Origin of the sequence: Clostridium sp. YIM B02569 (assembly GCF_022320765.1) — a bacterium.
GTDB classification, from domain to species: domain Bacteria; phylum Bacillota; class Clostridia; order Clostridiales; family Clostridiaceae; genus Clostridium; species Clostridium beijerinckii.
Genome location: NZ_JAKJJX010000008.1, coordinates 16899 through 29287 on the forward strand (window position 1 = coordinate 16899; position 12389 = coordinate 29287).

Consider the following 12389-nt stretch of genomic DNA (forward strand, 5'->3'; position numbering starts at 1 on the left):
CTCACCTCATTTCTCTACCAATCCATCTTATCAAGGGTATCTATAGCACTATATTTTTCTTCTTCAACTATTAATTGTGTCATTCCAAATATTAATACAGCAACCATATCTATTCTTTGCTTATTCTTATTTTCTTTCTGTAGCATCTCATCATCTGCTTTACCTTTTGTAGTAATTGCATTCTTCATATTCCAATCAAGTAATTCATTCTTTTCGTAAAACACATTTCCATCATAAACAAGCTTTCGAAATTCTTTTGTTGCTGGACTTAAATTGGTATAAGTTTGTTTTAACATTATTACATCGAAATCTTCGCTTAACCTTTCCATCATTTCTTTTGCATTCATAGGATCTGTTACAATGGATATAATTTTGCAATTATATGTTTCTTCAATGCTTCTTATATATTCTTCAACTTTTGTATAGCTTACTGTCATTCCTTTATGAATATCACAATATCCTAATTCAGCATAATGTCTATAATCAATATTTTCTCTACGTTCTGCCAAACTATCTTCTGGTAAAAATCCATGAGATTTGCAGTAAATTTTATTATCTTCTCTATACATAATGCTTACTGCAGTTAAATCTGTAGTAACTGATAAATCTACACCAACAATAACCTCTTTACCTTCAAAATTAATATTATCAACTTTACATTTCTTCCAGTATCTAATGTCTAAATACTTATCTAATTCATTGGTATCAAGAAAAATATTAAAGTTTTTAGTTAATAACTCTTCCTGTTCAGATATTTTTATTTTAGCAATCTCTCTATCGCTTTTAATTTCTTCGTAGTTTTCTTCCACTCTTAACGGGTTTGCCTTATAAATTGCCATATCATCCCACACTTCCTCTCTAAGTGCATAATACAAAAGAATAAATATTCGTTCATTTGTAACAGTTCCCTCCAGCACTGCTCTATCATATTCAAGCTCTTCGAGCATTATTGAATCACTTTCAGCATAAGCAGTTGTTGTTTTAAACATAAGTGGATTTTTGACACTTAATTGACCTTTTCTCATAGCTTGTATATTATCATTACTTGTAAATGCTCCAACTTCATCTGCACATACTGCTGCTGGTCTAATAGAGTTATTCTTATTTGCTTTACTCGTACGTGGATAATAAAAACTATGTGTTAGTGTGCACTTTATAACACCTATTTCACTTTCTGATACAAAAAAATGTTTTTCTAGTGCTGGACTCGCTGTTATTATCTGTGCCATGGCCTTACGTACTTCCTTTGCTAAATCTCTATCAATACATACAGAATAAAACTCACTAAAATTCTGTTCTGTTAGCATTAATAGTATAAATATGAGTGCTATTAAAAATGTTTTAGCATTTTTACGAGGAATAAATAAAACTACATCTCTATACCTGAATTTATTTTTATCATTTTTATATCTCCAACCAAAAATAGCCACTAGAATAAGTGCCTGGAATCCTACGATTCCATCATAAACACTTTTTCCAGCGACAAATCCTGTTGCATAATTTATTATTTTCAAAAGATTATTTATAATCTTTAACTTTTTTGCACATAAAAAAAATTCAAACTTATCTTCATATTGCTTTATTTCATAATCATATAGAAACTTTTTACACTGCTGCTTGACTTCATCTGTAGTAATTTCAGTGCCATCAGTAACATCTTTACAATATTTTAATGCATCATCCAATAACTTCATTAATCTTCATCATCCTGTAGAGCTTTCAATAAAGGATCTTCTTTTTTCTCTTTATTATCCAAAGCTAGATTTCCTAGCTTAGCTCTGCTTTGTGGAGATAATGATAATTCACTACAACACCTATATAAATCTTTTGTATATTTATCCTTTGCACTCATTAAATCTTTGTTTACCAAACTTCCTATATTCTTATTTATAATAGTTTCTATAGTTTGAAGTCGGTCAACTGCAATAGAACAAGTAGATAACACAAATACATCTAAATTAGTCAATATTCCTGTTTCTAGTAATTCTTCAATTATAAATTTATATATTTTCTTTTGTTCTTTGGATAAATAACTTGGTGGTTTATCTATTTTGTCAGCTAAACCTTTTAGATTCTCTTCATTCTCTTTTCTTAATTTAATTTCAGCTTTAGTATTATGTCTACTTTGGCTCTCTATTGATTTACTTGGTCTAGCCAAAAATTCACCTTCTTTCATGCGATTTTTTCAAATTTTTATTTTGGGAATTTTATCTGACTGAGAGGGCACCTGGGACTTTCCATCCCTTTATATAAACTTTCAGCCCCTCCCCCGGGTTTAAAATATCTCCTTTTCAAATTTTTTTTAGCAATTCTTTTAAATAATTTTGAACTTTTAGTTTTTCTTCAAGGCTTTTATTCATCATTCTATGAATTTCTATATGATTTCTTTTTGTTAATCCAATTATGTTGCTTGCATCTAGCCTTAAACTCCAATCATCTTTAGTTTCTATTATGTGATGATATGCTTCGGCTTGAACTATATTACCTTTGCTCCATTCAATAATATCTAAACCAAATTGATTGGATGCTACGCTATTCCTACACTTAATCCATGCACCACTTGAATAAAACTCCTGCTCTCTTTTATCTGTCCTCTTCTCCTTATAATGCTTATACTTTTCTTTCTTCTCCTTTACTTCACATTCACACTTACCTCCATATGTGACTCTATTACCACATACAGAACATAACCTGTACATAGCCATACAGTAACACTCCTTATAGTCCAATAATCTTTGAATTAGCTTCTTTCTCTTTTAACTTGGTAAGCTTCTTATCATTAAGCACCTTGTTAGGATCTTCGCTCCACATCTTAGACTTCCTATTAACTAACCAGAACTTTTGTGCTGCTAAATCTGGTTTACTATATTTCTTAACAGGTTTAATAACTACCTTCTCTTGAACTAATATAGTTTTACCATCATCCGCCAAGACTTCTTCTTTTACTTTTGTTGCAACTTCTTCTGTATATTTATATCCTAAACAATTATTTAGTAGTGCTTTCTCAACCGATTGATTAGCCTTATCTTTTCCTGTAGCAATTGCACCCTTAAGTGCTACGCTATCAGTTTTATATTTCCTATATGTGGAATATCCCACACCTAATTTTTCAGCAATATCTTTATCAGTTTCACCATACTCAACCCATGATTCTATCTCATCTAAGCGGCTCTCTATAAGTTCCTGATAACTATCACTTCTTGCCATAATGAACACCTCCTTATCGTAGCACTCACAAATCAAAGTGCTACGATATTATTATCTATTCTCTAGGTCATTTATTTCCCTACTTTTTAGCGTAATAATTTAGCTGACTTATAGTATGTTTTAAGCTATAAAATACCTCATTTACTTACAGAGTAAGGTATTTATTTTTTAATATTCCTACTTCTATATGTCTTTAATTTTTATCCTTTAATATTTATGGATTAAATAATAAGGTATTTAAGGCTAAAAAAATATGAATATTTCCCACATATCAAAACACATATTTATCTGATATCTTTGCTGACTCTTGCAATATATCTTCATCTAATCCGATATATTCCATAGTAGTTGTTACCTTGGCATGTCCAAACAATCTTTGGACATAATAGATATCCTTATCGCGTTCTATATATTGAAAATATCCATATGTTTTACGTGCTGTATGTGTTCCAATTGAACCTAATATGCCAATCTCTTCAAGTACACTTTTAAAAATCTTTCCTAATGCTTCTCTTGATATATTTTCTTTAAATGGTTCTACGCCTTCCCCTTTTTGTGACCAATATAAATATTCTGCGTCCTCTTTATCTTGAATATATTCTTGAAGTATTTTTATAAGCCTATTGCTCAGTTTTACAACTCTTTCAAACTTTACTTTTCTAGTCTTCTTAGTTTTTTCTTCTTGAATTACTAGTTCATTAGTTTGTATAGCTTTCTTAACATCTGCAACTGTAAGTTTTACTAAATCTCCACCTCTATATCCAGTATTAACTCCTATACTCCAAAGTATATATGCTGGATAATTATAACTTTTCATTCTATTAGCAATTCTCTGTAAATCCTTAGGATCTTTAATTACTATAGCTGCATTCCTTCCTTTTTTTCTCAAACTGAATGCACCTGCCTTATCTTTCCCTTTACTCTTTTGTATACATTGCTATCCATACATCTACGTAAATCGTTTGCCTCATTTTCTTTAAATATTCTTTTACTTCCACAGTGAGAACATGAAATATAGTATCCCTTTTTTATTGTGTCCTCAACTTCATCATTAATTAAAATGTTTGTCTTCTTGCATTTACCACAAATGCGAATCAAATATATTTCTTTCACATTCTCACCTTCTTTCCAAACAAAAAGAAAGACAAATTGCTATACAAACAACTCATCTTTCCTATAATTGCTTTTTCTTATTCTTTTATCTATTTCTTTAAAGCCATTCTCATTTTTCAATCTTTTAGGAGTATCAAAACTTACTATTGGAGCTACATTAACATCAATTACTATGTCTCCATCTGAATTAGTTTTATAGATAGATCTATTCTTTTTAATAAAAGTTGAATCACTCATGTATTGTTTTGCTTCATATCTTGTGATTCTGTCTATTTCTTCATTCCTAATTTTATTTGCTAAATGCGAATTCTTAAACTCCTTTAGATTTCTATGTATACATTGCCTGACTGTATCTGATTTACAGTTTAATATAAATGCTATATCTACTGCATTATATCCTTGTAAGTATAATCCTTTCACTTTTTCTTTATCTAGCACAAATATACCTCCTAAAAATAGATATAGTTATTCCATACCAAAAACGTGACATTTCTTTTTATTGATTTTATGTTATCATAAAATTCAAGACATTTGTCGGACATTTTTGAGACATTTTCAGGACATTATATATAAATAAAAAAACATAGTTATACAATTCTCATCAACTGCATAACTATGTTTCTTTTGTATCCTAATTATTAATTTTACTCAATCCAAGCCCCATCAGTGCCTAGAGTATAACCATCAATTACTGAGTTACTCTCCATTGCTCCATTAGAATTGAAATAATACCATTTTTCGTTTACCTTCTGCCATCCTTTTAGCATAGATCCTAATGAACCATACTGACCATTAGATAGATAGTACCAGTTATTATCTGCATCTTTAAGCCAACCAGTTGTTAATTTTCCGTCAGTATCTAAATGGAACCATTGACCTTCTACATCTTGTCCATTATAAGTCCAATCACCTTTTTGCGACTTATACCATCCAGTTACCATTTCTCCACTATTAGTATTGAAAAAATACCAATTGTTATTTACTGTTTTCCAACCAGTTTCCTTATTTCCATTTTCTTTTACTAAATACCATTTACCATTTGTATCTTGTGCCCATCCTGTCTTTTTAACACTTGTATCATTCGTAGTTTTATCAGTATTAGTAGATTCTGTATCTTTATTTGGCTTTGAATGATGACTTGATGAACTTGAACTATTGCTTGATGCTACAATTTTTCCACTAACGCAATCAAAAGAATAATCACCATATTTAGCAATTAAGCCTATGTATTTATTCAAATCATGTCCAGTTAACTTATACGTTTTATCAGTTCCTACTTTCTCACTAAAGTTTGAATCTGAGTTATCTAATCTATACCATTCATAAGTTACTGCAGCGCCTGTGGTAACTTCGTTTCCAACTTCATCTATAAGCTGTGCAGTTAAAGTTCTTCCTACTTTTGTTTCTCCAACAATTTTTGCTTCTGAAGGTATTGTTGGTTCATTACCTTCATCTGAATCTTTTACAATAACATTTACACTTGCTTCTAAGTTATTTGGATTTATTACACCCTCTGATAATGTTATTGTTCCTGTAAATGTATAAGTCCCTAATGTGTCTCCATCATATGCTGGATTTCCATCATTCCATACTACTGCTGCACTTGTTGTCGTGTTATCACTTAATCCAACATCTACTGTATCTGGTAATCCTATGTCACTTCTTGAAGTTCCCTTTGTGACATTAATATCTGAAGGACTACTAATCGAATCTACTTCTACAGCCGCAACTGAAATCTTTAAAGTTCCAAGAGCTCTATGAGCAGAGTCTCCGTTTCTTCCATAAATTCTAAATCCATAATGATATCCTTGGTGAAGATTTAGACTTGAGCTACCAGTTAAACTTGTATCTCCATTAACATAAAGTTGAACAGTCTGTTCTCCATCTGGTCCATCTGCATATGCAGTTACTTTTGCTTGAGCTTGAAACCAAGAATGAAAATAGCTATATGACCAATCATATTTAAAAGTTTCTGTAGAATTTGCAACACTATCAAATGTCCACTGTTGACCGTTAAATATTATATTCGAGTCTAGGTCATAAGCAAAACTTAAACTTCCATCATCATTTTTAGTTATTGTTGTTGTGCCTTCACCTGACTTAGTCCATGCACCAGATGACATATCAGCTGCTGAAACAGCATATGTTACATTAAACATGCACATAAATACAAGTACCATTACTAGCGATAATTTTTGTTTAACAGATTTTTTCATTATTAATACCCCCTTTAACTAATCATATATATTAAAACATATTTTTTTACCAATTTAAACATTTTTAGTATAGTTTTTTTAATAAAATAAAACTTTTACCATTTAATCATTATTTTTTGAGTATATTTTAGAAAAATCAGAGTGTTTTTGCAAAAAATAGTTGTAAATTAATTTATTTTTCCAGCAATATCCACTTTTCTTACATTTATTTTTAATTAATACTTGAATAGGCATAAATAAAAAGTGTATATACTGCACTCTATAAATTTATCTTTTGGATAGCCCTATTCAATATTCTATTTAATTGTCTTTCAGTTCTATCAATTTCACTAGCAACTTTTTTCTTATCTTTGCAATCTATTAAAACTAATTTTACAACCTTATATTCCTTTTCAGGTAATAAATTTAAAATATTATCAATTCTTTTATTTTCATTTTTTAATCTATTAATTTCCGTAATTAAATCCTTTATTCTTATGTCTTTTTCCTCAGATCCACTTAGTCTTAAGTTTTCAATTTCAATTTCCAAATTATCAATCTTGCATTTTCTTTCTCTGTAGATATTAAATATACTTTTAATTTCTGCCATTTTTACCACCTATCCTTTATAATACTTTTATGTTATAATGTAGACAGATTGATTAGAGAATCTTCTTTCCATGATTCGTTCTCTAATTGTTATAGGTGTTCATTACGAACACCTTTTATTTTTAAATATTAGTATTATGAATTAAATTACTTGAATACTTTTTTTCAAATAGTACATAATATATTTGGTTGTTGATTATATTATTATTAAAAAAATCCATTGTATGCCCCTTAATTGGGGCATATTTTGCGTTTAATAATAGAATAACGTAATAAAAAAATCGCAAATTCAATCTCTTGAATAATGCGATCTTACAATTTGCTATTTGATTTTAGTGATTCATAATTTAAGAACATTAAGAATTTAGTATAGTCTCAATTTTTTTCTTAATTATTATGGCAATTTCCTTCTAAAATATTTATTAATAGTTTTTGAAGCACATTCACAATAGCAGTGATAATACTTGTTGCTAAAATAATCATAAAACTTAATGATATAGGACCTGCTGGGTCATCTCCACTAATTTTAGAAATTACCTTTAAGGTTATTATCCCTAACAAAAAGAAGAGGATGATTGTTAAACCACATTTCTTTATAACCTTCAAATATTTAAGTGATAACTCGGAAAAAGCATTGTTCCTTTCAATACAGGTTAATAGTTTAAATGCTTGATACAGTGCAACAGAAAACGCAACACAGCATCCATACGCATATCCTAACAATGGATAAAGCGAGTAGTCCCCTGGATGTGCTTTGGGTTCTTTAATAGCTATCCCAGGTAACCAAATTATACACAAAGCAAGAACTGCAATTCCAATCAGAAAAATAATTACCTTTAAGAAAGTGGTTGAACCTTGTTTAATATTCACTTAAAACACCTCACTAATTAAATAATAAAATCATTTTAGCACAATATTTATCGTTTTACAATAAATTTATATTATTTTTCATTATATAATTATTGTTATTATTGTATATTTTTAATTTATAGAAAATGTGGGAGCATGTTAAAACTATATTGTGAGATTGATTTTTTCATCCCATAAAAGAACTCTTTAACATTTTATCCACCCAATTTTTTCGCAATAATTTACTGTTTTGCATTAACTATAGCATATTTTGTAAAAATCACATTATTCACTTTTCAAAGAACATATTTCTTCATTTACTTACCACGTCAAATCTGCATTCTGAATATTTACTTAGTAAGTACACATAATAAAATTATCTATATTTGTTGTTTATAGCAAAATGTTAAGGTGGTTTTACTATGAAAAAATTTATACTTATATTTTTGATTTCAATATTTTTATTATTGAATCTGGCTTCTCCTATATTTGCTGCTAACATTTTTAAAGAGGGAATTTATAAAGCAGCTGATTTTAATTTTTCAGCAGAGAATACCTATAGTGTTCAAAATGTATCTCAAAAAGATAGTGTTTATATAATTCTTTATGATGAAAATCAACTTCAAATACAATCTATACGATTAGATCCCAACTCCAAAAAATATAATTTATTACCACTTAAGCCTGACTACAGAATTGCAATAGTTGGTAATGGGGATGTATTTATCGATTAAAAGTTACACTAATACTACTACTTGGGGAGGTGATTTTATATTATGAAAAAAAATATTGCAATAACGTTAATTATAATATGTTTATTTTTTAATTCTCTTTCATTAATTCCCACATTTGCGGTAGATACATTTAAAGAGGGGCTTTATCAATTATCCAATCTTAATGTTGCCAAAAAAAATCGTTATACTATTCAAAATATATCACCTGATAATAGCATTTATATGGCACTTTTTGATGAAAACCAACGTCAAATACAATCTATTTATTTACCACCCAAATCAGCAAACTATACCCTGCTTGCCCTTGAACCTAGTTATAGAATTGTAATTATTGGGAAAGGTGAAGTAATTATTGCTTAAAAGACACTTTGTAGTGTCTTTTTTTATGAACAATTTCTCCCCCTCTAAATTACTCTCTAATTTTCATCCTCTTTATCATCCTTCTGAATATATCCCATTTCCATAAGCTCTTTATTTAAAGCTTCTTTAATATCTAATCCTTCTTCTTCCATTCTCTTTTGTACTCTTGGAACCACTATATCAACTATATCTTTAATAATTCCCATACTTATAGCTCCTTTTTAGGAAGAGAGCTTCAATAAACTCTCTTCTTATTTATCTTTTGCAGTAACCTTAACATTAACATCGTAATCCCTGCTAATGCGCCTTCCAGTCCTGCAAGGTATTAATGAATATTTCTATCATATTTCCGCATAATAATTTTATCTATTTAATTTACACTCTGAAATTAAGAAAGAAGGCTTATCAAATGAAAAAATTTATATATATTCTTTCTATGTCATTGCTTTTATTATTTACTTTCAATACAGTATCTGTCGTAGCTCAGCCCAAAATATATTCACAAGGTTTTTACAACATGAAAGATTTAAACTTAAAAGAAAATGTTTCTTACAAAGTCCAAAACCAGGAACCATATGTTGAGGGTCTATTAATAATTCTTGATGCTGATAGAAAGATACAACAACTTATACGAATACCAGCTAGCTCCGGTCAACTCCCTTTGGCTCCTCTTAAATATGACTATAGATTTATAATATATAATAATGTTCTTTTAACTTTTTCTTAAATCATGAAAGGTGGCCTATCAAATGAAAAAAATATTTATTATACTTTCTGCGCTTTTACTTTTATCTTTTAGTATGAATAATTTAGCTGTTAAAGCTGCACCACTAAATATACAATTAACTGAAGGTGTTTATAGTGTAAAAGATTTAAAGTTAATGGAGAATACTACATACAATATTCAAAATGATTCTGCTGGTACTATTCTTATGATGAGAATAGATGGCGGGCAACAAATAATGGAATCACATCGTTTATTAGAAAACTCACCTAAATACAACATTGGTCCTTTTAAATATGTCGATAAAATCGTAATATTGGGTCCTGGTACTGTAACAATAACAGAATAAATATTTTCAAATTACACATAATATAATGATTTAGTTAACATATTATTTATATAATCCATTTTTGCCCCATTAATTGGGGCTTTTTAATGTGCAAAATTATCTATCAACGCTTGGAATTATCTGAATTTAGTCTTCATATAATTAAATGTAGCCTCTTCGCTATTACTTTATTGCTCTTTTGTTTACTCTTTTGTCCATAATATTTTTTACTTTTACCTAGTGATTTTTAGGCCCCTTTTTAGGGGCTTTTTAATGCACAAAATTATTTTTTAACATTTAGAATTATTTGAAGTTAATCTTCATATAATTGAATGAAGCTTCTTCGCTATTACTTTATTGCCCTTTTACTTACTCTTTCATTATCCATAGTAATTTTTTTGCTTTTGGCTAGTGATTTTTGAGCCCCTTTTTAGGGGCTTTTTATTGTACAAAATTATTTATCAACATTTAGAATTATTTGAAGCTTGGCCTCATATAATTAAATGTAGATTCTTCGCTATAACTTTATTTCTCTTTTATTTACTCTTTTGTCCATAATATTTTTTGCTTTTACCTAGTAACTATAAGCCCCTTTTTAGGGGCTTCCTTCATGTTCCCACAAATTAATTACATAGCATTTTTCATATTTGTTTCTTTAAGCTTCTTTACTGCTTTATAATAAAAAGCTGTCTGCTTACCATCCCATTTAATATTCAAGGTTTCACCGTTGTTGTAAATACTTACTACCTTGCCTATATGCTTTGTGCCTTTATACTCTATTTCTACCAGCTCATTTTCCTCAAAATCTATAACATTATGAGCAAAAGTTGATGGCTTAATATAGCTTTCCTTCTCATCAATATCTGTTTCTGCGCTTAAAATATGCAAGCCTATTTTTTCTTTAGGAATCTCAATCTTATATACTTCATCTTCATGATATTTTGGTTTTTGTAAGTATTCTAATATCCATCCTTTAGGATTTATAACAATTGTCTTATCTTGCTTTTGAATTATTATATTAGCATCACCTTTACGTTTAATGTATTCTATAACGTGCATGTCATTAAGTTTTTTAAACTGAATATCATTTAATTTTCTATCTTGATTTACAAATAAAATTTCATCAGCTGGAAGCAGATCTACATCTTTTTTTAACTCCAGTTCTTTTACCCCATCACTGTTAAAATACAATGTCTTTTCTTCAAGCTCTACAAGCAATGCTCCATATATTCTTTTAACTATTCTTGCTGCATTAGGTTTATATAGATTAATAATTTCTGCAAATTTATCTTTATGACTTTTGACTACTGGTGCGTACTCTTTTTTAGGCTCTTTAACTTCATTAAGCACTAAATCAAATATGCTTATTTGCCCATCTAAGACTTCATCCATTTTATTTTTAATCATCGTTATCCCACCCAAGCAGCTTCTTTTCTAAATTGTCATAGTCATATTTTCTTGGCTCGAAATTATTAAATCTGAGTGGCTGCACCTCTTTATTTTTAGCTATCTTAACTGGATTTTCTTTGTCTACATAATTGCCTTCTAAGATCTTAATAAAATTATTTGGCTTTACTAACCAATCAAAGGTTACTGTCCAGTTCTTATTATTTTGACCTTTTAAGAAACTGCTGCATTTTATATTTTCTATAGCTTGAAGTATTTTATCTTGTCCATATTCTTTAAGCCTTGCTTGAAGTAATTTATATCTGTTAGTGCCTTTATTTATGGATATGAGCTTTTGAAGTCCAAGTTCATTCCACTTATCTATTATGGGTTGCACTTTAGTGCTACTAACTATATCTTTAGATATAGTATTTATATTATTAATTGTATTATTAAGTATTGTATTATTATCTTCACAGTTTTCCGAATACCCTCTGTCAATATCTCGAGTACCTCTATCGATATTTCGAACACCGCAGTCGATATTCCGAGTACCCCCTATCGATATTTCGAGTAGCTTAATTATTCTACTTTCTATTGCTTTTGTGCCTGCTTTGTATTTATAAGAAACACTTAAAAATCCTTTTTTCTCTAAAGATTTTATTATTTCACTGCACCTGTTTTTAGATAGGCCAAAAAACTCTGCAAAATAGTCATTAGACGCAAAACATCCCTTTTCATTATCTAAGCTATCTATTTCAACTAAAAATAATTTTTCATTCATAGTTAAGTGAGTATTCAGCCAAATTTCTTTTGGTATCCATATGCCTTTAAAATCTCTTTCCACAGTCTCGCCTCACTTTCATTATTTGTAATTTAAATTA

Annotated in this window: 17 protein-coding genes; 4 read left to right on the forward strand and 13 right to left on the reverse strand. The window is 29.2% G+C overall.

The features are described 5' to 3' along the window. Nucleotides 1–14: 14 nt before the first annotated feature. From L3B96_RS08840 to L3B96_RS08885, 10 genes are all read right to left on the reverse strand, one after another. Nucleotides 15–1694 (reverse strand): terminase TerL endonuclease subunit, encoded by a 1680-nt coding sequence (locus tag L3B96_RS08840; protein ID WP_238860389.1) that lies wholly within the window; start codon nt 1692–1694, stop codon nt 15–17. Further along, a complete protein-coding gene (locus L3B96_RS08845; protein ID WP_238860391.1) occupies nt 1694–2158 on the reverse strand; it encodes a phage terminase small subunit P27 family in 465 nt (154 codons plus the stop codon). Before L3B96_RS08845 ends, L3B96_RS08840 begins: the two co-directional genes overlap by 1 nt. 133 nt (nt 2159–2291) lie before the next feature. Then, nucleotides 2292–2705 carry a hypothetical protein gene (locus L3B96_RS08850; protein ID WP_238860393.1) on the reverse strand — a complete coding sequence of 138 codons (414 nt, stop codon included), beginning with the start codon at nt 2703–2705 and terminating at the stop codon, nt 2292–2294. Nucleotides 2706–2718: 13 nt separating this feature from the next. Beyond that, on the reverse strand, nt 2719–3207 hold the full coding sequence (locus tag L3B96_RS08855; protein ID WP_238860394.1) for a Xaa-His dipeptidase: 489 nt from the start codon (nt 3205–3207) through the stop codon (nt 2719–2721). 271 nt (nt 3208–3478) lie between these two features. Continuing rightward, the gene (locus L3B96_RS08860) at nt 3479–4096 is read right to left on the reverse strand and encodes a tyrosine-type recombinase/integrase (RefSeq protein WP_238860397.1); all 618 of its coding nucleotides are present in this window, start codon (nt 4094–4096) and stop codon (nt 3479–3481) included. Next, entirely contained in the window at nt 4093–4320 is a 228-nt protein-coding gene (locus L3B96_RS08865; RefSeq protein WP_238860399.1) for a hypothetical protein, read from the reverse strand. The genes L3B96_RS08860 and L3B96_RS08865 overlap by 4 nt, the downstream gene beginning before the upstream one ends. Nucleotides 4321–4359: 39 nt before the next feature. Continuing rightward, nucleotides 4360–4758 carry a DNA-binding response regulator gene (locus L3B96_RS08870; RefSeq protein ID WP_238860401.1) on the reverse strand — a complete coding sequence of 133 codons (399 nt, stop codon included), beginning with the start codon at nt 4756–4758 and terminating at the stop codon, nt 4360–4362. A gap of 206 nt (nt 4759–4964) precedes the next feature. Continuing rightward, nucleotides 4965–6536, reverse strand: coding sequence for an Ig-like domain-containing protein (locus tag L3B96_RS08875; RefSeq protein WP_238860403.1), 1572 nt, complete (start codon nt 6534–6536; stop codon nt 4965–4967). A gap of 259 nt (nt 6537–6795) precedes the next feature. Further along, entirely contained in the window at nt 6796–7125 is a 330-nt protein-coding gene (locus L3B96_RS08880) for an RNA polymerase subunit sigma-70 (protein WP_238860404.1), read from the reverse strand. A gap of 386 nt (nt 7126–7511) precedes the next feature. After that, the gene (locus L3B96_RS08885) at nt 7512–7994 is read right to left on the reverse strand and encodes a DUF2975 domain-containing protein (RefSeq protein WP_238860406.1); all 483 of its coding nucleotides are present in this window, start codon (nt 7992–7994) and stop codon (nt 7512–7514) included. Between the two features lie 401 nt (nt 7995–8395). Here L3B96_RS08885 and L3B96_RS08890 point away from each other — a divergent pair, with 401 nt between their 5' ends. Continuing rightward, nucleotides 8396–8707, forward strand: a complete 312-nt coding sequence (locus L3B96_RS08890) for a hypothetical protein (RefSeq protein ID WP_238860408.1) — start codon at nt 8396–8398, stop codon at nt 8705–8707. 42 nt (nt 8708–8749) lie between these two features. Further along, nucleotides 8750–9067, forward strand: a complete 318-nt coding sequence (locus L3B96_RS08895; protein WP_238860410.1) for a hypothetical protein — start codon at nt 8750–8752, stop codon at nt 9065–9067. Between the two features lie 56 nt (nt 9068–9123). Here the strand turns inward: L3B96_RS08895 and L3B96_RS08900 are convergent, their stop codons facing one another. Beyond that, nucleotides 9124–9273, reverse strand: coding sequence for a hypothetical protein (locus L3B96_RS08900; RefSeq protein ID WP_238860411.1), 150 nt, complete (start codon nt 9271–9273; stop codon nt 9124–9126). Between the two features lie 203 nt (nt 9274–9476). Between L3B96_RS08900 and L3B96_RS08905 the strand changes: the two genes are divergently transcribed. Together L3B96_RS08905 and L3B96_RS08910 are read left to right on the forward strand one after the other, a co-directional pair. After that, a complete protein-coding gene (locus L3B96_RS08905) occupies nt 9477–9794 on the forward strand; it encodes a hypothetical protein (protein WP_238860413.1) in 318 nt (105 codons plus the stop codon). A gap of 22 nt (nt 9795–9816) precedes the next feature. Beyond that, complete coding sequence (locus tag L3B96_RS08910; RefSeq protein WP_238860415.1) at nt 9817–10140, forward strand: hypothetical protein; 324 nt, start codon at nt 9817–9819, stop codon at nt 10138–10140. Between the two features lie 606 nt (nt 10141–10746). Here L3B96_RS08910 and L3B96_RS08915 read toward each other — a convergent pair. Both L3B96_RS08915 and L3B96_RS08920 read right to left on the reverse strand, forming a co-directional pair. Continuing rightward, the gene (locus tag L3B96_RS08915) at nt 10747–11526 is read right to left on the reverse strand and encodes a hypothetical protein (RefSeq protein ID WP_238860417.1); all 780 of its coding nucleotides are present in this window, start codon (nt 11524–11526) and stop codon (nt 10747–10749) included. Then, nucleotides 11519–12352, reverse strand: coding sequence for a helix-turn-helix domain-containing protein (locus tag L3B96_RS08920; protein ID WP_238860419.1), 834 nt, complete (start codon nt 12350–12352; stop codon nt 11519–11521). Before L3B96_RS08920 ends, L3B96_RS08915 begins: the two co-directional genes overlap by 8 nt. Nucleotides 12353–12389 lie beyond the last annotated feature (37 nt).

Excerpts from the sequence above, each read along its gene's own strand:
- L3B96_RS08875 (WP_238860403.1), bottom strand. The coding sequence starts at position 6,536 with ATGAAAAAATCTGTTAAACAAAAATTATCGCTAGTAATGGTACTTGTA.
- L3B96_RS08905 (WP_238860413.1), top strand. The coding sequence starts at position 9,477 with ATGAAAAAATTTATATATATTCTTTCTATGTCATTGCTTTTATTATTT.
- L3B96_RS08895 (WP_238860410.1), top strand. The coding sequence starts at position 8,750 with ATGAAAAAAAATATTGCAATAACGTTAATTATAATATGTTTATTTTTT.
- L3B96_RS08855 (WP_238860394.1), bottom strand. The coding sequence starts at position 3,207 with ATGGCAAGAAGTGATAGTTATCAGGAACTTATAGAGAGCCGCTTAGAT.
- L3B96_RS08890 (WP_238860408.1), top strand. The coding sequence starts at position 8,396 with ATGAAAAAATTTATACTTATATTTTTGATTTCAATATTTTTATTATTG.
- L3B96_RS08850 (WP_238860393.1), bottom strand. The coding sequence starts at position 2,705 with ATGGCTATGTACAGGTTATGTTCTGTATGTGGTAATAGAGTCACATAT.
- L3B96_RS08900 (WP_238860411.1), bottom strand. The coding sequence starts at position 9,273 with ATGGGAATTATTAAAGATATAGTTGATATAGTGGTTCCAAGAGTACAA.
- L3B96_RS08910 (WP_238860415.1), top strand. The coding sequence starts at position 9,817 with ATGAAAAAAATATTTATTATACTTTCTGCGCTTTTACTTTTATCTTTT.
- L3B96_RS08915 (WP_238860417.1), bottom strand. The coding sequence starts at position 11,526 with ATGATTAAAAATAAAATGGATGAAGTCTTAGATGGGCAAATAAGCATA.
- L3B96_RS08880 (WP_238860404.1), bottom strand. The coding sequence starts at position 7,125 with ATGGCAGAAATTAAAAGTATATTTAATATCTACAGAGAAAGAAAATGC.
- L3B96_RS08840 (WP_238860389.1), bottom strand. The coding sequence starts at position 1,694 with ATGAAGTTATTGGATGATGCATTAAAATATTGTAAAGATGTTACTGAT.